Origin of the sequence: Anthropogastromicrobium aceti (assembly GCF_020687335.1) — a bacterium.
In the GTDB taxonomy this organism is placed as follows: domain Bacteria; phylum Bacillota; class Clostridia; order Lachnospirales; family Lachnospiraceae; genus Anthropogastromicrobium; species Anthropogastromicrobium aceti.
In genome coordinates this window covers 26,009-44,792 of record NZ_JAJEQN010000028.1, presented here as the reverse complement: position 1 = coordinate 44,792, position 18,784 = coordinate 26,009, and the positions used below count along the sequence as shown (strand labels likewise).

Here is an 18,784-nt window from a genome sequence, read left to right as displayed (position 1 = left end):
CTTAGAAAAGAGTTATTGCCGGATTATTTATGGGAGCCGGTTAAAAACCGGCTCTTTTTGTTTAAGAGAAAGGAAGGGAACACTATGAAAAGATCATGGAAGAAGAAGGCGTCCGTATGGACGATGGCTGCTGCGATGACCGTTTCTTACATACCGCAGTACGTATCAGCAGAGGAGACGACACAGTCAGGTACCGTCATGGAAACACAGACAGATCCGCTTGCGGAAATGCAGACAGAAACCTTGATGCAGGAAACACCTATGGAAACGACATCTCAGCCACAAACTTTGTCTGAGAATGAAACTTTAGCGGAAACAACGTCTCAAACACAAGTGTTATCGGAAAATACAACACCAGAAAGTATTCCGGAGACGACTACACAAGCAACATCGGAGGGTATTCCGGAGACATCTACGCAGGCACCAACAGAGAGTGTTCCAGAAACTTCGGCTCAGCCTTCAGAAACACCGTCTGAAAGTATTCCAGAAAGTTCAGCACAGCCTTCAGAAACGTCAACTGAAAGTGTAGAGCCAACTTCCTCTCAGGATGAAAGTACAGAGGAAGAAAGTACCGAGGAGCAAACGAGTGAGGAGGCTTCCACTGAGGAACCGACGACGCAGGAGACAACACCGGAGGAGACAACAACCGAAGCGCCTGAGTGGTCAGAGCAGGCACCAACCGAGGACACAAAGGGATTAACGTTCTCATTTAGTGAGGATGGACAGACCGTGAGCGTTACTGGTTTTGATGGATCGAGAAGTATAGTAGAGATTCCGCAAACTTATAGCGGTGCAAAGGTAACTTCAATTGCAACTGGTGCATTTCGTGGTCAGACAATGATTACTGATGTGATCATTCCGGAGGGTGTTACTTATATAGGAAGAGAAGCGTTCGCAGGCTGCAGCGCACTGGTACATGTACAGATTCCGACAACTGTAACTCAGGTAGGTGCGAATCTGTTTGAGGGAACACCGTATGATTCCACGCTGACAGGAGAGGTTGTTTATATCAATAGCATTTTGTATCGCTGTCAGAGTGATGCCACGACAGTTGCAATCAGACAGGGAACAACCGTGATTGCAGAGGAAGCCTTTATCAACCGCGTGAATTTGGTGGCAATCGTTGTGCCGGATGGTGTAAGTTATATTGGATCGAATGCATTTAAAAATTGTAGTGCACTCAGCCAGATTGAGATTCCAACAAGTGTGCGCGATATCGTTGCCAATGCGTTTGATGGAACGAAGTGGTATGAAGAGCGAAAGCATGAGATGATCTACATCAATGATCTGTTGTATCGCGCCCCAGCTGAGGTGGCAGCATCGACTGTAGATCCGACAACACCAACAGGCGAAGTGCAGGAAAGCAAACCTCAGACCGAGTATGTGCCGATTGTAAATGCAACAGTAAAAGAAGGCATCACAACCATTTGTACACTTGCATTTGCCAATACATCGGTTGAAACAGTTCAACTTCCATCTACATTGACAAGTATTCGTTATGGTGCATTCCAGAATTGTACGGCATTGCGACAGATTACATTGCCAGAGAGTGTGACATTTATTGAGGGCGGTTCTTTCCAAAATTGTACAGCGCTCGGAAGTATTGTGATTCCTCAGAATGTAAGCTATCTTGGAGCGGCTGCCTTTGCAGGTTGTAGTACACTGAATTCAGCAATTTTGCCGCAGAAAATGACAAGAGTAAGTTCAAGTTTGTTTGAAAATTGTACGGCTCTTGCAACTGTGCAGGTTTCAAATGCGCTCACGTCTATTGGAAGTCGTGCCTTTGCAGGAACGAGTGCTCTTAGTGTATTTACCTTCCCACAGACACTGACTTCAATTGGTGCAGAGAGCTTTTCTGGTTCTGCGATTGGCTATGCGTCTTTGCCACAGAGCGTAAGCTTCATTGGAGCAGGTGCATTTTCTGGTTGTACGAAGCTGACAACAGTAGAACTTCCAGCAGCAATCGAGGCAGTGAGAGATCGCACTTTTAGAAATTGTACCGAATTAAAGCAGATCACGATTCCAGAAGGCATTCGCTATATTGGTGCGGCTGCATTCCAAAATGACGTATCACTTCAGACAGTTGATTTTGCACAGTCACTTCTAACGATCTGCGACAATGCATTTGAGGGAAGCGGCGTTGGCGAGGGTCTTGTGCTTCCACCAGCTCTTCGTACAATAGGAAGTCGTGCATTTGCAGGCTGTATGCGTCTTACATCACTTACTATCACGGCAGATGTTAGAAAAATGGGAAGTCAGGCATTTGCAGATGGATCATCACCATCAATTGTGTGTGCATTTAGCCGTACAACATATATGAGTAAGCTGGCTTCTGGATGGGTAGCTGATTGGGGCAGCGGCCTTGGTTCACTTACATTTACAGGAGGTGCAGTAAATGATGAGCAAAAGGCAGCATTTTTACAGATGATCTGTAAGCTTGTTCCTGATTTTAATGCATCAGAGGCAAACAACACTTTGTATTCTGGCATCATTGGACGTCTTGGCGTTAGTGCAAAGGCAGGCGGTGAGGCAGCCAGCTTGCTTGGCATTGTGTCAGAACAGGCTCAAGAAGGATGGATTCGTATACCTGAGCTTAGCACAAGAAGAGCTATTTTGAATCTTACGGGTATCTGGATGCAGGATTATTGTCCGGCAAATACAGGTGTTGAGGATGTTTATTATGCAGATGGATGGTATTACATTAATGAAGTTTCATTTGCAGAAACACTTACAAAGGGCTATCTTCCAAAGGGACAAAATGGAAGCGGCTATACCTTCTTTGATTCCTATGATGCTCCAACAGGCATGATGGATGGTGCTGTGACTGTACTTCTTAGTGAATCTGACAATGACTATGGAATTGCAGCGCAGGTTCGCTCTAGTGAAAAGATTACAGATGGACGCTACATAAATGTATATGAGAGCGTAGAGGAGCGTGAGCTTTCAGAATCCATCAAAGATATCTGGATGACAGAAAGTGCTTCATATCAGTTTGATAACTACAGCAGAATCTTAACTGTTCAGTCACTTGTATCACCAGATGCAGGAATTGATACTCATTTTCGTTACAGCTGCAAGCCGGGTGAGGATGATGGTACCTTTACGATGGAGTGGAAGGGAATGGATGAGGCAAATATTGACCAGGTTCGTACCTTTACGGTTAGTGTAGATGAAGAAACTCAGGCAATGAAGCTGACTGATGCGCAGACACAAGAGGAAATTACACTTAATTCAATTGCACAACAGGCTAATCAGCCAACAATGTCTGGACAATAATGGCATTAAATCTTTAAGGCTTACTTAAATTTCTCAAAAATTTTACATTACCTATTGACACTATTAAAAAAAAGGACTAGTATAGCAATTGTCAGCAGAAGTGGTAAGAGGAGATCACTTTTGCAGCAAAGGACATTAACTGTTAAGCATATTTAATAGTTATAAATAGGAGGAACAAAAATCATGAGAAAGTTTATTACATCTATCGCAGTAATCGCTATGGCAGCAGCAATGATGACAGGATGCGGAAGCGCTGATAAGAAGACTACTACCGCAGCTAGCACAAAGGCAGAGGTACAGACTGAGGCTAAGACCGAAGCTAAGACTGAGAAGGCTACCGAGAAGGCAACTGAAAAGGCTACCGAGAAGGCAACTGAGGCTAAGACCGAGGCTAAGTCTGAGGCAGCTTCCAGCGAGGCAGCATCTGAGGAGGCATCTTCTGAGGCTGAGAGCGCAAGCGCAGCAAACTAATTTTTTATTACTACAGATAAAAAATAATGAAAAAGGCAGTTTTGGGAATATTTCCTGAAACTGCCTTTTTTGCACAAATTTAATTAAAAATGTTGATGCTTTCGTGAGAATGTGGTATGGTTTATTAAGTCTATTATAAGGAAAGGAAATAGTGAGCCATGCAGACATTTCAGATTAACACAAAGGAAAAAAGAGAAGCAACAGGCGATCTCTTCGGAATTTTTTTTGAAGACATTAATCATGCGGCAGATGGCGGACTTTATGCAGAGCTGATCCAGAACCGTGCATTTGAATTTGATCCGATTGACAATAAAAAGTATCATGCACTGTATGCGTGGATGCCTTGTCAGTTAGATGAAAAAAATGGACAGACAGACGCAGCTGATGTTTCACTTACCATTCTGACAGATAGTCCTTATACGAAGAAGAACCCACACTATCTTCGTATAACGGCAAATTCGGCAGCAGCAGGTGTAAAAAACCTTGGCTTTAACAGTGGAATTGCACTTGAAGGTGGGGAAACATATCATTTTTCCTGCTATTTAAGAAAAATAGACGAGCCAGTGACAGTTAAGGCCTGTCTGATTGGAAAAGAAGGACAAATCTATGCATCATGTGAGCTTACAGCAGATGCTTCTGATTGGAAAAAGTATACGGCAGATCTTAAAATTGCAGAAGGCACAAGCTGCACAGATGCAAATCTGGCGCTTGTCTGCATGACACCGGGCAGTGTGGAAGTGGATTTTGTATCACTATTTCCAGCGCACACATATAAGAACCGCCCAAATGGTCTTAGAAAAGATTTATGCGAGATGCTCGAAGCAATGCATCCGAAGTTCATACGTTTTCCGGGAGGCTGTCTTGTACATGACGGACAGCTTGATGAGAATGCAAGAGATTCGATGTATCGCTGGAAAAATACGATTGGACCTGTGGAGGAGCGCCCAGCGAGACGAAATAACTGGGGATATAATCAGACACTTGGTCTTGGCTATTATGAATATTTCCAGCTGGCAGAGGATATAGGTGCAGAGCCTCTTCCAGTACTTCCGGCAGCATACGATCCGCATCATCAAAGAAAGGTCCCACTTGATGAACTTGGTCCTTGGATTGACGATGCACTTGATCTTATTGAGTTTGCAAATGGCGATGAGACAACTGTTTGGGGAAAGAAGCGTGCCGATATGGGTCATCCAAAGCCATTTGGATTACATTATCTGGCAATTGGAAATGAGGAGGTTGGCGAGGGCTTTACTGAGCGCTATCCATATTTTCATAAGGCAATCCGTGAAAAATATCCTGATATTAAGCTGATTGGTTCAGCAAGTCCATTTGCCGCAGGCGGTGAGTATGAGCGCGGATGGGCAAGTGCAAGAGAATGTGGCTGTGATCTGATCGATGAGCATTACTATATGAATACCGACTGGATGATAGCAAATGTAGATCGCTATGATAATTTCCTATCATCTGATCCCAAGGTATTTTTGGGTGAGTATGCATCATGGGGCAATCAGTGGGAGAATGGTCTTGCTGAGGCTGCCTTTATGACAGGTCTTGAGAAAAATGTGCATGCAGTTGGACTGGCATGCTATGCGCCGATGTTTGCAAATGTGGATTATGTAAATTGGCGTCCTGATATGATCTGGTTTGATAATCATCAGGTGTATGGCTCTGTTAATTATTATGTTCAGAGTATGTTTATGCGCCATCAGGGAACTCATCGCTTAGATTTTACTGTTACAGAGCCAGAACTTGAGCAGACAGCGCGCCTTTTGGCAGAACAAAAAATCCGCGAAAGCGCAAAGACTATAAGCGGTCCAATTCGTGTGTTAGTCAACGAGGGACAGGGTGTGTTCTTTGAGGTGACAGTGAAAAATCATGATACAGGAAAGCTGCATCGTTTTACAGACTGTGTGTGCGGAACTGAGAGTGAAAATCGTGCTGCTTCCTATGAAAATGCAGTCGAGACTGGTGTAATTCCAAAGGATTGGACAAATTATACGCTTACCATGAAGGCAAAAGAGACCGAAGGCAAAAAGGGATTTCTTGTTTATCTTGGAGAAGCATCTGATCATATGCTCTGGACGCTTGGCGGCTGGCAGAATCTGGATATAAGCATGGAGCATTTTAAAAACGGCAAGGGAGCATGCTTAAGTGAGGCAATGTTCTCGGCAGAGAAGGATCATGAGTATGAGCTGATGCTTGTTGTAAAGGATCGCACGATGAAGATATATGTGGATGGCGAGGAATACCTTGATACAATTGACAAGATTCCTGTGCCAAAGCCACTGTATGTATCTGCAGCGCTTGATGAGGTAACTGGTGATGTGATTGTAAAGGCGGTAAACATTACTGGAAATTCACAGACAGCGCAGCTTGCACTTGATGGTGTAAATGGTACACATAACGTGCTTGTAGAGAAGATGGCTGCAGCATTGTCTGATGAAAATACAATGGAAAATAAAAAATGTGTCGTTCCGGCTGTGAGCGAGGAAACTATTCCAGACGGCACATTTACGCGCACGTTTGAGCCATATTCATTGACCATTCTTAGAATCCGCCAATAATAAAAACAGACGTTGTACAGGAAAGGTTTTGCAATGTTATACATGATTAATCATGGTGCCGTCTCCTACGGGGCGAACACCATCTTAACGAATATTAATTTTGAAATCAACGCCGGACAGAAAATTGCCGTCGTTGGAAGAAACGGCTGCGGAAAGACAACTCTTTTAAAGCTGATTGAGGGTGAGGTTGAACTTGAGAAGCGAGACAGCGATGAGGATATTTATATCGCAAAGAGCGGAAATCCGGTGATCGGTTATTTAAAGCAGATCGCGTTTGCAGATGAGACAATTTCTATGGAGACTGAGGTGCGAAAGGTGTTTGAGCCATACCGCGAAAAGCAGCGTGAGCTAGAAGCACAGCGCCAGATCATGGAATCAGATCCATCTGAGTTAAATATCAGAATCTATACCCAGATGCAGGAGCAGTTTACTGATATGGGCGGCTACTACTATGAAAAAGAGTATGAGACAATGCTTCGCAAATTTGGTTTTACTGAAGCTGACAAGAAAAAGCCGCTTAGAGAATTTTCAGGTGGACAGCAGACAAAGCTTGGATTTATCAAGATGCTTCTTTCAAAGCCTGATATTCTTCTTTTGGACGAGCCGACTAACCACCTTGATATCGAGACAATTGAATGGCTTGAGAATTATTTAAAGGCGTATAATAGGGCTGTTGTTATCGTATCTCATGATAGATTATTTTTGGATCGTATTGTCGATACAGTATATGAGATTGAGTATGGAATCACACATCGCTACAGTGGAAATTATACCTCCTTTGTGGAGCAGAAAAAAGCAGCCTGGGATAAGCAGGAAAAGGATTATCAGGCACAGCAAAAGGAAATTGCGCGTCTGATGGAGATTGTAGAAAAATTTAAAAATAAGCCTACAAAGGTTGCAATGACACGCTCAAAGCTAAAACAGATTGAGCATATGGAAAAGATTGCACCGCCGCAGCGCTATGATCTAAAGGCATTTCATGCTAATTTCCAGCCTGAGGTTGAGACAGGAAAGGAAGTATTTACTGCCAGAAATCTTCAGATTGGATATGACCGTGTTCTTTCAGAGGTGAATCTTACACTTGAGAGAGGTCAAAAGCTTGGTATTGTTGGAGGAAATGGCCTTGGTAAATCTACGTTTTTAAAGACAATGATGGGGATGATTCAGCCTCTTGGCGGCGAGTATCAATATGGCATTCGTGTGCAGATTGGATATTTCGATCAGCAGATGGCACATTATACTAGTGATGCCACTGTCATGGATGACTACTGGGCAGAATATCCGAACTTGACGCAGACAGAGGTGCGAAATGCTCTTGGTGCATTCCTTTTTACTGGTGATGATGTGTTTAAGCAGGTCAGCATGCTTTCCGGAGGAGAGCGCGTGAGACTGGCACTTTGTAAGATCTTAAAGAAAAAACCAAATCTTTTGATCCTCGATGAGCCGACAAACCATATGGATATTGTCGGAAAAGAAGCACTAGAGCAGATGCTAAAGGGCTATCAGGGAACACTTGTATTCGTATCCCATGACCGTTATTTTGTTCGTCAGGTGGCAGATAAGATTTTAAGCTTTGACGGCGGTGTAACGACATATTATCCGTTTGGCTATGAACAGTACGAGGAGGCGACAGCTGACAAGGACGATCAGGTAAGCTTTGGCAAATATACAGCCGTTTCACCGGCAGCAAAGCTTGCTATAGAGCAGGAAAAAAATAAGACAGCTGCATCTGCGTCATCAAAGACTCTTTATGCTAATCCAGGAAAGGAGCGCTCACGTTTATCTGCAAAGGTCAAAAAGGCCGAGGCAGCAGTTGAAGCTTGTGAGGAGGCACTTTCAAAGTTACAGGATGAATTAAATGATCCTGCAATTGCAGCAAGCTACAGTAAGCTGCAGGAGGCACAAAAGAAGGTCGACGCTAAAGAAGAGGAGCTCAATGGACTGATGGAAGTATGGGAGCAGGCTAGTTCCGAGCTCGATGCGTTCGAGGAGTCCTTAGCTAAATAAAGAAGGAAGAGGGTACTTGGTATGAGTGAGCAATCACAAAAAACTACGGGAATCAGAGACGCCAGAACGCTCGGAATCCCGAAAATGCTGCTGCTTGGAATACAGCACATGTTTGCAATGTTTGGAGCAACGATTCTTGTTCCGATCCTGACAAATGTTTATTTTGAGGGAGAGGGACTTTCGGTTCAGGTAACGCTGATCTGTGCAGGTCTTGGAACGCTGTTTTTCCATCTGTGCTCCAAAATGAAGGTTCCTGCATTTTTAGGTTCGTCGTTTGCATTTTTGGGTGGATTTTCAGCTGTTGCAGCGCTTGATACAGGCATTTTTGCTGACATGACGATGGGTGAGAAGCTTCCGTATGCGTGTGGAGGAATTGTTGTTGCAGGACTTTTATATTTAATTCTTGCACTGATCGTAAAGATCGTCGGTGTAAGAAAAGTAATGAGATTTTTGCCTCCTGTTGTTACAGGACCAATGATCATTTTAATTGGTCTTTCACTGGCAGGAAGTGCTGTTACTAACGCATCACAGAATTGGCTTTTAGCAATTGTTGCACTTGCAATTATTATTATTGCAAACATCTGGGGTAAGGGAATGATTAAGATCATTCCGATTCTTCTCGGCGTTGTAGGTTCCTATGTATTTGCGCTGATTTTAAATGCACTTGGCGTAAAAAATCCAGACGGATCTGCTATTTTAACTTTCACTGAGGTATCTAAGGCTTCATGGGTAGGTTTGCCGCCATTTCAGTTATGCAAATTTGACCTGACTGCTATTCTTGTAATGGCACCGATTGCAATTGCATCAATGATGGAGCATATAGGAGATATGTCTGCTATTTCTGCAACTGTTGGAGAAAACTTTATCGAAGATCCGGGTCTGCACCGCACTCTTGTAGGTGATGGTCTTGCAACGTCTCTGTCTGCACTTGTTGGAGGTCCGGCTAACACAACATACGGAGAAAATACTGGTGTACTTGAACTTTCCAAGGTATATGATCCGCGCGTTATCCGTATTGCAGCTATTTTTGCAGTAATCTTAAGCTTTATCCCGAAGGTATCAGAGATTATTGCATCCATCCCATCTGCGATTATCGGTGGAGTTTCATTTATGCTGTATGGTATGATTTCTGCAATAGGTGTCAGAAATGTTGTTGAAAATAAAGTAGACCTTACAAAGTCAAGAAATTTGATTATCGCAGCTGTGATTTTAGTAAGTGGACTGGGATTTTCAAGTGGACTTACATTTACAATCGGTGGAGCTTCCATTACGCTTACAGGTCTTGCAATTGCAGCAATCGCAGGTATTGTTCTGAATGCAATTCTTCCAGGCAATGATTATGAGTTTGGAATGAATGAGAAGGGTGATGAGAATCGCGGTATTCATGCTTAAGGAGTCTTTTTAAATGTTCTTAATGAAATCTTAATCCGTTACCGAATTGAATCTTAATGAGTAAAACAATATAATAAAAAGCAAACAGGAGGAAATGAGAATGCAATATTATATATATTCACTAGTTTGTTTTTTATTGCCGGGGACGGTATGGCTGATTTGGAATAAAGGAATGATAGCAGATAAAGCGTACAAGGTACGACATATTATCTGGATTTATATTTATCTGTTTTACGGGTATCTTACAGTGCAGGAAGCCGCAGGAATTGGAACAATTTGGGATTTGATTGCTTATGGCAAGCTGGATAACAGTATTAATCTGATTCCAATTTCTTCCGAAGGTGCAATGACATATATCTTAAATATTATTATGTTTATGCCGTTTGGATTTTTACTGCCGCTTATCTGGAAAAATTTCAGAAATGCAAAAAAAGTAGTTTTGATGGGATTTTTGATGTCGTTGGCGATAGAAATCTGTCAGCTATTCAATATAAGGACAACAGATATTGATGATTTACTGATGAATACACTGGGAACTTTGGTTGGATACTGCTGTTGGAAGGTATTTTCGCTTATATTTCGTAATGCGGGAACAAAGTGTGTGGAAATAAAGAAAAGCGAACCTGTAATCTATATGTTTGGAGGAATTCTGGGCTTGTTTCTTTTGTATAACTGGAGAGTATTTAACTAGTGAAACCGATTGACAAAAACCATACTTTCGCCATATAATAAAGTAAGCTGCCGTTTTATGCGGCAGCTTATTTTTGGTAGAGATAAAAATGCAGGATAATTGATAGAATACCAGAGTTGTATCATCATGGAGCAATTCGTGGGTATCAGTGAGGAATAAAGTAGATGGAGATTATAGCAAAAATACAGACCGATTTTCCAACGAAATTCGGAATACCCAGACAGAGCGGACTTGTAGAGTCCTTAAAGGGTGTTATTACATTTGAGCCGAAGTATCGCAATCCTCAAGGTGTGTACGGATTGGACGGGTACAGCTACATCTGGCTTTTGTGGTCATTTAGTGAGAATCACAGAGAAGGCTGGTCGGCTACCGTAAAGCCACCGAGACTTGGCGGCAACAAGAGAATGGGAGTTTTTGCAACGAGATCTCCGTTTCGTCCAAACGATATTGGTCTTTCCTGTGTAAAATTAGAGCGAGTTGTCCTCGATGAGAAGAATGGACCGATGCTCTATGTAGCAGGCGTCGATCTGATGGATCAGACACCAATCTACGATATCAAGCCGTATATCCCATTTACGGACAGTCACCCAGACGCAAAGGGCGGCTTTTCTGATGCAGTGAAGGATTATGAGCTTGAAGTTTCATTCCCAGCTCATCTTCTGGCACATTTTCCAGAAGAGAAGAGGGAGGCAGTGATCTATGTGTTAAAGCAGGATCCACGCCCGGCCTACCAGCGCGACGAGACAAGACGTTACGGCGTAGACTTCGCCGGATTTGACGTGCGTTTCCACGTAAAAGGGCAGGTGCTTACCGTATGCGAGTTAGAGGAGCGCGCAAGCGGTATGATTTTTCGCTGAGCGACAAAAGTAAAAAATCGAATGGAGTTAAAGTATTATGAAGAACCAGAGTGAAAACAAGGTATATACATTGGCAGAGGTGCTTGGAAAGCACACCATTGCAGAGTTAAAGCAGATGACACAGGTACTTGAGGTAAAAGTATTATCCAAGGCGAAGAAGCAGGAAATTATCGATGCTTTGTCTGCAAAGCTGTTAGATAAGGAGCTTCTTACTGCATGGCTTCTTGCAGCAGGAAAGCAGGAGATTGAGGAATTAGAGCTTGCAATGGCAGAAGACGTTGTTATTGCAGAGGAGTCTGGCCGCTTCTATTATTGGAGAAATCTTCCAGTTGTATTTGTAACAGGTGATGGTGTTGTTGTAGTACCGTCTGAAACTGCTGCAGTATATAATGAGATTAAATCAGACAGTGAGTATGCACAGAAGAGATCACGTATCAATGTGTTTGATGAGTATTTGATGGCATGTGTAAACCTGTATCGTGCAATTGATATCACAACATTCTTGTCTATCGTAAATGGTCAGACAGGAATGAATGCAAAAAGACCAGAGCTTGAGAGCTGGTTAAAGGATCGTGAAGCAGTTCGCGGACAGCAGATGTACTTTTTTGAGGGCGGATATATTTTAAGCGAGGAGTATCGCACAAAGAAGGAAGGCGAGGTTGTTGATTATCATCAGCTTTTAGAGCGTCAGGGTGCAATGAGCTATTACATTCCGGCAAAGAGCGAACTGCTTCGCTATGCAGATCCGTACTATGTAGAAAAGACACCATCTTACGCTGCATTCTGCCGTTTCATTCAGGTTCGTCTTGGCCGTCCGGAAAACGAGGCAGCAGTGATCGGTTCTCATATCCAATTAATCATGCGCCATGGTGCAATGCCAAAAGACATCTTTGCTGAGATGGAGCGCTTTGGACTGACAGAGGAAAATGAGGAGCTGATGAGCGATTTCATCACTGTTATGATGGATATGTATAATAATACAAGAATGCCAGAGACAAGAGGCTTTACAACCGTAGAGGCACAGAAGGCAGATCCATCACGTCAGAAGAAGATTGCAAGTGCTTCTGAGATTGTAACTTCTTCTATGCCAATCGTAAAGAACCGCATCGGCGGAAAGAAGATTTATCCAAATGATCTTTGTCCGTGCGGAAGCGGCAAGAAATATAAGAAGTGCTGCGGAAGAGTAAATAAATAATTAACTACCGGGCAACATAAAAGAAAGGCAGGTTTAATATGAGCTTACATTACCAATATGCGGATATGCATTGTGACACATTGCTTCATGGCTTGGGAAAAGGCGTAAATGACATATATGACATGCCAGATGCCATGCTGGACATCAAAAGAATGGCAGAGGCAAATGTGCTGTGCCAGTTCTTTGCTGTATTTTTTCCACCGCGTCCAGAAATGCTCACACCACAGGAGCGCGAAAAACGATTACAGGCGGGTCGTCCAGAGATGCCGCCGGATGAGGAATTGTTTTCAAATGCTGTCAGTCTGATGAAGGATTCCTTTGCGGCTCACAAGGATGTTATTCGTCAGGCATATTGTTTTGACGACGTGATGAAAAATAAGGAGCAGGGCCTGATCTCTGGTGTGCTTACAGTTGAGGATGGCCGTATGGTAAACGGCAGCTTTGACCGTCTTGAACAGTTGGCAAAGACTGGTGTACGCGCAATTGCGCTTACATGGAACTTTGAAAACTGTTTTGGTGCGCCAAACTCGCGTGATCCAAAGATTATGTCTAAGGGTCTTAGCACATTTGGTAAGGAAGCCATAGAAGCCATGAATGAGCTTGGCATTTTGGTAGATGTATCTCATCTGTCAGACGGAGGCTTTTACGATGTCGCAAAGATTTCAAAAAAGCCATTTGTTGCCACTCATTCAGACTGCCGCGCACTTGCAGCGCATCCAAGAAATTTGACGGATGATATGATCCGTCTGCTTGCCCAAAAAGGCGGCGTTTCAGGAATCAATTTTGCACCGGCATTTCTGGATGATACGCAGGGAAACAATACAAGCCGCATAAGCGATATGGTGCGTCATGTAAAACACTTTATCGAAATTGGCGGAGAGGACTGCGTTGGAATTGGCACCGATTTCGATGGTATCGGGGGAAATCTCGAGGTCGGAGAGCCAGGACAGCTTACACTTTTATTTGAAGCGCTTGAAAAAGCAGGAATCACACCGCGCCAGATTGACAAGATTGCATCAGGCAACGTGCTTCGCGTAATGAAAGAAACGATGCGCCCAAGATTTGAGTAAGTTGTAGGCAGAAAACATGAGGGGCTTTTGAGTAAAAAAGCAGGGAATGTGCAAATTGGGATTATTTGAGGAAAAAAGAGAAAGAATGGAGAGACAAAAAGATGAGCATGAAGTATGATTTTACAACAATTTTAAACCGCGAAGGAACAGGAGCAATTGCAGTCAGCAAGATTCCTTTTGACAACGCCGAAATTAAAGAAGGTTTTTCTAAGATTCCGATGTGGGTTGCAGATATGAATTATGCAACAGCACCGAGCGTTATTGAGGCAATACAGAATCGTCTGGCACATCCGGTTTTCGGCTATTTTGATATCAAGGATGCTTATAGTGAATCTATTATAGAGTGGCAGAAAACTAGAAATGGTGTAACAGATATTCCAAAGGAAGCTATTGACTATGAAAATGGTGTGCTTGGCGGTGTGTCTTCTGTATTGCAGGCATTTACAGCACCAGGTGAGGCAATTCTTCTTCATTCACCAGCATACATTGGATTTATCGGAACCATCACTAACATGGGACGAAAGATCGTTTACAGTCCATTAAAGAAGGACGAGCAGGGTGTATGGCGCATGGATTATGAGGATATGGATAAGAAGCTTAAGGAAAATCATATTCATCTGGCAATCTTTTGCACTCCTCACAACCCGTGTGGCCGTGTATGGGAGTGTGAAGAGATTGAGAAGGCAATGGAAGTTTATGAAAAGAATAAGTGTCTTGTCATTTCAGATGAGATCTGGTCTGATCTGACCTTAGAGGGTCATAAGCATATCCCGACACAAAGCGTGAATGAGTATGCTCATGAACATACCTTTGCTTTCTACGCGCCGTCAAAGACATTTAATCTGGCAGGTCTTGTAGGATCCTACCACATTGTATACAATAGCTATCTGCGTGACCGTTTGATGGAAGCAGAAAAGTGCAGTCATTACAATAGTGCAAATGTTCTTTCTATCAGTGCACTGATGGGTGCTTATACAAAGGAAGGTGCTGAGTGGGTTGATGAACTTCGCGAAGTTCTGACACAAAACGTTGATTATGCATATACATATATCACAACACATTTTGATGGTGTTTCTGTGGCAAAGGCACAGGGAACCTACATGCTATATTTGGACTGCAGCGGCTGGCTTAAGGAACATCCTGAGATGACTATGGATGATCTGATCCGTGCCGGAATTGCAGTTGGCGTTGTATGGCAGGACGGAAGACCGTTTATGAATCCAAATACGATCCGTATGAATCTTGCAGTTCCGCATGCGTTAGTAAAGGAAGCAATGGATCGTCTGGATAAATATGTATTTAACGCAAAGTAAGATATTTTAATTAGAGAGGATTAGCTGTCAAGAGGCAGCAAAAAAGGTTATTAGAATGGAAGCAATTCGATACGAGAATTCTGAAATTGATGAGAGGATTATCCGCGCCGTAACAGAGATCGGATATGAGGAGATGACACCAATTCAGCAGTCTGCTATTCCGGCACTGCTTGAAGGACGTGACATCATTGGACAGGCACAGACCGGAACTGGAAAAACAGCGGCATTTGGTATTCCGCTTGTTCAGATGATCGACCCGGAAGATGAGCGCGTGCAGGCAATCGTGCTTTGCCCGACCAGAGAACTGGCCATCCAGGCAGCAGATGAGCTGCGCCGCTACGCAAAATATCTGCCGGGTGTAAAAGTGCTTCCGGTGTACGGAGGACAGGATATTGAAAAACAGATCCGTTCTCTTCGCGGAAAGGTGTCCATTGTTGTTGGAACACCGGGAAGAGTTATGGATCATATGAGAAGACATACGTTAAAGCTTGAGGGCATCCGCATGGTTGTGCTGGATGAAGCTGACGAGATGTTAAATATGGGCTTTGTAGAGGATATTGAGACTATCCTTGCAGGTGTACCAGAGAATCATCAGACGGCATTGTTTTCAGCAACAATGCCGGATGAGATTCTTCGTATCACTGGCCGTTACCAGAAGGATGCACAGATGATTCAGATCGAGAGAAAGGAACTGACTATTCCACTTGTCAAGCAGTACTATTATGAGGTACAAAGACAGAACAAGGAAGAGGTAGTATGCCGTTTGCTTGATTATTACAATCCAAAGCGTTCTTTGATTTTCTGTAACACAAAGCATATGGCAGATGTTCTTTGCGAGAACTTAAAGGGAAGAGGCTATTTTGCTGATGCACTTCATGGTGATTTGAGCCAGATGATGCGCGATAAGGTTATGAACAGCTTTAGAAATGGCACGACAGAAATTCTTATTGCAACAGATGTTGCAGCAAGAGGTCTCGATGTGGATGATGTTGAAGCTGTATTTAACTTTGATATTCCGCAGGATGTAGAGTACTATGTTCATCGTATTGGACGTACAGGACGTGCAGGAAGAAAGGGACGTTCCTTCACTCTTGTTGTCGGAAGAGAGATCTACCGTATCCGAGATATTGAGCGTATCTGCAATACACAGATCAAGCCTAGAATGGTTCCGTCTGTTGCAGATATCACACAGGCAAAGGCAAGCCAGATCTTTGATCAGGTTATGGAAGTGATTTCTAATAATGATCTGTCATCACTTCAAAAGAAGGTAGAGGACAAGATCGAAGAGGAGAATATCACGGCAATGGAGCTTTGTGCAGGTTTCTTAAAGCTTCATCTTGGAGATGACATGGAAGAAATTCCAGCAGAAAATTATATCGAAGAGATGAGAAAGAAGCGTGCTGAGAGAAAGGGCGGAAGAAGCGGCAGAAGAGACGACAGACGCGGTGATGATGACAGGCGCGAAGGCAAAGGCCGCCGCCGCAGACAAACTGACGAAGACGTTCTTGATATGATGCGTGAACACCGTCCAGGAAAGCGCAAGTCTGACAAGGCATTTGATAAAAAGTCAGATAAAAAATCGGATAAGAAATTTGAAAAAAAGGGAAGTGACAGAAAAAGATCAGACAAGTCTGAGAAGAAATCAAAGGGCTTGTTTGGAAAGGAGCGCACTTTCAAAAAGAACGATATTGATAAGAAGACAGGAAAGGCAAAGAAATGGAAGTAAGACAAAATCCACTTGGCAGTGCGCCGCTTGGCAAGCTGCTTGTGAAATTTGCTGTTCCGTCGATCATTAGTATGCTGGTATCAGCACTGTATAACATCGTAGACCAGATCTTTATCGGTCAGGGCGTTGGTATGTATGGAAATGCGGCAACAAATGTTGCATTTCCGCTGACAACACTTGCCACAGCTGTCGGTCTGATGCTTGGAATCGGTGGAGCATCTAATTTTAATCTTGAAATGGGACGAAAGCATGAGGAGAATGCGAAAAAAATCGCAGGAACCGCGTTTGGAAGTCTGGTAATTGCCGGTGTGATCATTTGTATTGTGGCAAGAATTTTTCTTCGTCCGCTGATCACGGTGTTTGGTGCGACAGAGTATGTTATGGATTATGCAATGACATACGTAGGAATCACATCGCTTGGAATGCCGTTCTTTGTACTGACAACAGGCGGAACTCATCTGATTCGTGCCGACGGAAAGCCAACGTATTCTATGCTGTCGGCACTGGCAGGTGCAGTCATTAACACGATTCTTGACCCACTGTTCATTTTTGTATTCAAGTGGGGTATCGCTGGTGCAGCATGGGCGACGATCATCGGACAGATTTTTTCAGCGCTTATGGTGCTCGGATATTTACCAAAGTTTCACACCGTGAAGCTTTCAATGCATGATTTTATGCCAAAGTCGCGTTTCCTTAAGATGGTTATGGCGCTAGGTATGGCAGCCTGCTTTAATCAGCTGGCGATCTTTGTGACTCAGATTGTTATGAACAACGTGCTTCGTTACTACGGTGCGCTGTCTATCTATGGAAGCGATATTCCGCTTGCAGTAGTTGGCGTCGGCTCTAAGGTAAACATGGTGTTCTTGTCAATCGTCATAGGTATTTCACAGGGTGCACAGCCAATCATTGGATTTAACTACGGTGCAGCTCAGTACAGCCGTGTAAAGAAAACATATCGTTTGGCAGCAACAGTGGCAACCATAATTGCCGTCATTGCGTTTGCAGGATTTCAGCTATTTCCGCGTCAGATTACGGCGCTGTTTGGAAGCGGTGATGAGCTGTATGAGCAATTTGCAGTATCATACTTCCGTGTTTTCATGTTCTGTACGTTCTTAAATGGTATTCAGCCGCTGACAGCAAACTTCTTCACTTCAATCGGAAAGGCACCGATGGGAATTTTCATTTCCATGACAAGACAGATCATCTTCTTGATCCCACTTGTACTGTTATTGCCGCTTGCATTTGGAATCGAAGGTGTCATGTTTGCCGGCCCGATCTCGGATGGTGTTGCAGGTGTGCTTGCTATCATACTTGTGCTTAGGCAATTTAAGAAAATGCCGGCAGAAGGACAGGCAAATTAAAAGATTATTATACAACAAAATGGGTATCCACAGGAAAATGAAACCTGTGGGTACCCATTTTTAATGACGTTTTATTCATCAATCTCGATAACTTTTTGAAGAAGGTTTCCGACAAATTCAATGACTGGTCCAAGTACAAAAGCCATGAGTACTGTGACCACTCCAAGCTTGCCGCCAAAAATCAATGCGATTATTACGACAAAGATGTCGAAGCCCATGCGCACAAAGCGAAATGGAATAGAAGAAGCTTTCTTTTTCAGTGCGTTCCAGATGATATACGGAACAGCATCATACGGCGCAGTTCCAAGATCAACATCCATATAGAGTGCAGCCGCGAAAATAAAGCAGATCAGTGAAGGAAACAGTACACAGATGCGCACTGTCATGGAAGTGAAAACGCCATCTGTGACAACACCAGCCGGAAGAACAATTCCCCAAAGCCAAGAGAAAAACTGCAGAGAGTAACCAACAAGAAACATGTTGGCAAGTGTTCCAAAGCCTAAGTTTCGTCCGCCAAAAATGATAACAAAAATCAGAAGAACAATGTTCATCAATGCCTGCCAGTCACCGATTGCCATACCAAGCTTATCTGATATTGCCAGATTCATCATTGTACAAGGGTCGGTGCCCATGTCACATAAAACAAGCCAGGACAGGCAAAATCCCATAAGGATAACAGCGAAAAGCACCAGAAGCAGACGGGGAATGAAATTTTTTCTTCGGTACATGTGAGTAAAAAAGTCTTTTGTAAAAATTGCGCTCATAAAAAAATCCTTTTGTATTGAATAGAGTACCCATCTGCAGTACAGACAAGCCATTTTTAAGTATAGCATAGTCTTACTGATTTGCAACAAAAAA

General features: G+C 43.3%; 13 protein-coding genes. 12 read left to right on the top strand and 1 reads right to left on the bottom strand.

Annotated elements, in window-relative coordinates; genetic code table 11:
• The first annotated feature begins 84 nt into the window (after window positions 1-84).
• The 12 genes from LKD48_RS11045 (at window position 85) to LKD48_RS10990 (ending at window position 17,926) form a co-directional block, all read left to right on the top strand.
• Window positions 85-3,276 (top strand): leucine-rich repeat domain-containing protein, encoded by a 3,192-nt coding sequence (locus LKD48_RS11045; protein ID WP_262538577.1) that lies wholly within the window; start codon window positions 85-87, stop codon window positions 3,274-3,276.
• Window positions 3,277-3,459: 183 nt separating this feature from the next.
• Window positions 3,460-3,747, top strand: a complete 288-nt coding sequence (locus LKD48_RS11040; RefSeq protein WP_066560637.1) for a hypothetical protein — start codon at window positions 3,460-3,462, stop codon at window positions 3,745-3,747.
• Window positions 3,748-3,905: 158 nt separating this feature from the next.
• The gene (locus LKD48_RS11035) at window positions 3,906-6,314 is read left to right on the top strand and encodes an alpha-L-arabinofuranosidase family protein (RefSeq protein WP_262538573.1); all 2,409 of its coding nucleotides are present in this window, start codon (window positions 3,906-3,908) and stop codon (window positions 6,312-6,314) included.
• 33 nt (window positions 6,315-6,347) lie between these two features.
• The gene (locus LKD48_RS11030) at window positions 6,348-8,321 is read left to right on the top strand and encodes an ABC-F family ATP-binding cassette domain-containing protein (RefSeq protein WP_227101008.1); all 1,974 of its coding nucleotides are present in this window, start codon (window positions 6,348-6,350) and stop codon (window positions 8,319-8,321) included.
• A gap of 21 nt (window positions 8,322-8,342) precedes the next feature.
• Complete coding sequence (locus tag LKD48_RS11025) at window positions 8,343-9,713, top strand: uracil-xanthine permease family protein (protein WP_066560630.1); 1,371 nt, start codon at window positions 8,343-8,345, stop codon at window positions 9,711-9,713.
• A 100-nt stretch (window positions 9,714-9,813) separates the two neighbouring features.
• Window positions 9,814-10,404, top strand: coding sequence for a VanZ family protein (locus tag LKD48_RS11020; protein WP_227101012.1), 591 nt, complete (start codon window positions 9,814-9,816; stop codon window positions 10,402-10,404).
• 164 nt (window positions 10,405-10,568) lie between these two features.
• Window positions 10,569-11,261 (top strand): tRNA (N6-threonylcarbamoyladenosine(37)-N6)-methyltransferase TrmO, encoded by a 693-nt coding sequence (tsaA, locus tag LKD48_RS11015; RefSeq protein WP_227101035.1) that lies wholly within the window; start codon window positions 10,569-10,571, stop codon window positions 11,259-11,261.
• Between the two features lie 37 nt (window positions 11,262-11,298).
• Window positions 11,299-12,456, top strand: a complete 1,158-nt coding sequence (locus LKD48_RS11010) for a YecA family protein (RefSeq protein ID WP_227101036.1) — start codon at window positions 11,299-11,301, stop codon at window positions 12,454-12,456.
• Window positions 12,457-12,494: 38 nt separating this feature from the next.
• Window positions 12,495-13,526, top strand: coding sequence for a dipeptidase (locus LKD48_RS11005; protein ID WP_262538568.1), 1,032 nt, complete (start codon window positions 12,495-12,497; stop codon window positions 13,524-13,526).
• A 107-nt stretch (window positions 13,527-13,633) separates the two neighbouring features.
• On the top strand, window positions 13,634-14,839 hold the full coding sequence (locus tag LKD48_RS11000) for a MalY/PatB family protein (RefSeq protein ID WP_262538584.1): 1,206 nt from the start codon (window positions 13,634-13,636) through the stop codon (window positions 14,837-14,839).
• 55 nt (window positions 14,840-14,894) lie between these two features.
• Window positions 14,895-16,565: a DEAD/DEAH box helicase gene (locus tag LKD48_RS10995; RefSeq protein WP_066560618.1), complete on the top strand. Its 1,671-nt coding sequence runs from the start codon at window positions 14,895-14,897 to the stop codon at window positions 16,563-16,565.
• Window positions 16,556-17,926 (top strand): MATE family efflux transporter, encoded by a 1,371-nt coding sequence (locus LKD48_RS10990; protein ID WP_308732048.1) that lies wholly within the window; start codon window positions 16,556-16,558, stop codon window positions 17,924-17,926. Before LKD48_RS10995 ends, LKD48_RS10990 begins: the two co-directional genes overlap by 10 nt.
• Before the next feature lie 71 nt (window positions 17,927-17,997).
• Here the strand turns inward: LKD48_RS10990 and LKD48_RS10985 are convergent, their stop codons facing one another.
• Window positions 17,998-18,690 carry a YczE/YyaS/YitT family protein gene (locus tag LKD48_RS10985; protein WP_262538567.1) on the bottom strand — a complete coding sequence of 231 codons (693 nt, stop codon included), beginning with the start codon at window positions 18,688-18,690 and terminating at the stop codon, window positions 17,998-18,000.
• Window positions 18,691-18,784 lie beyond the last annotated feature (94 nt).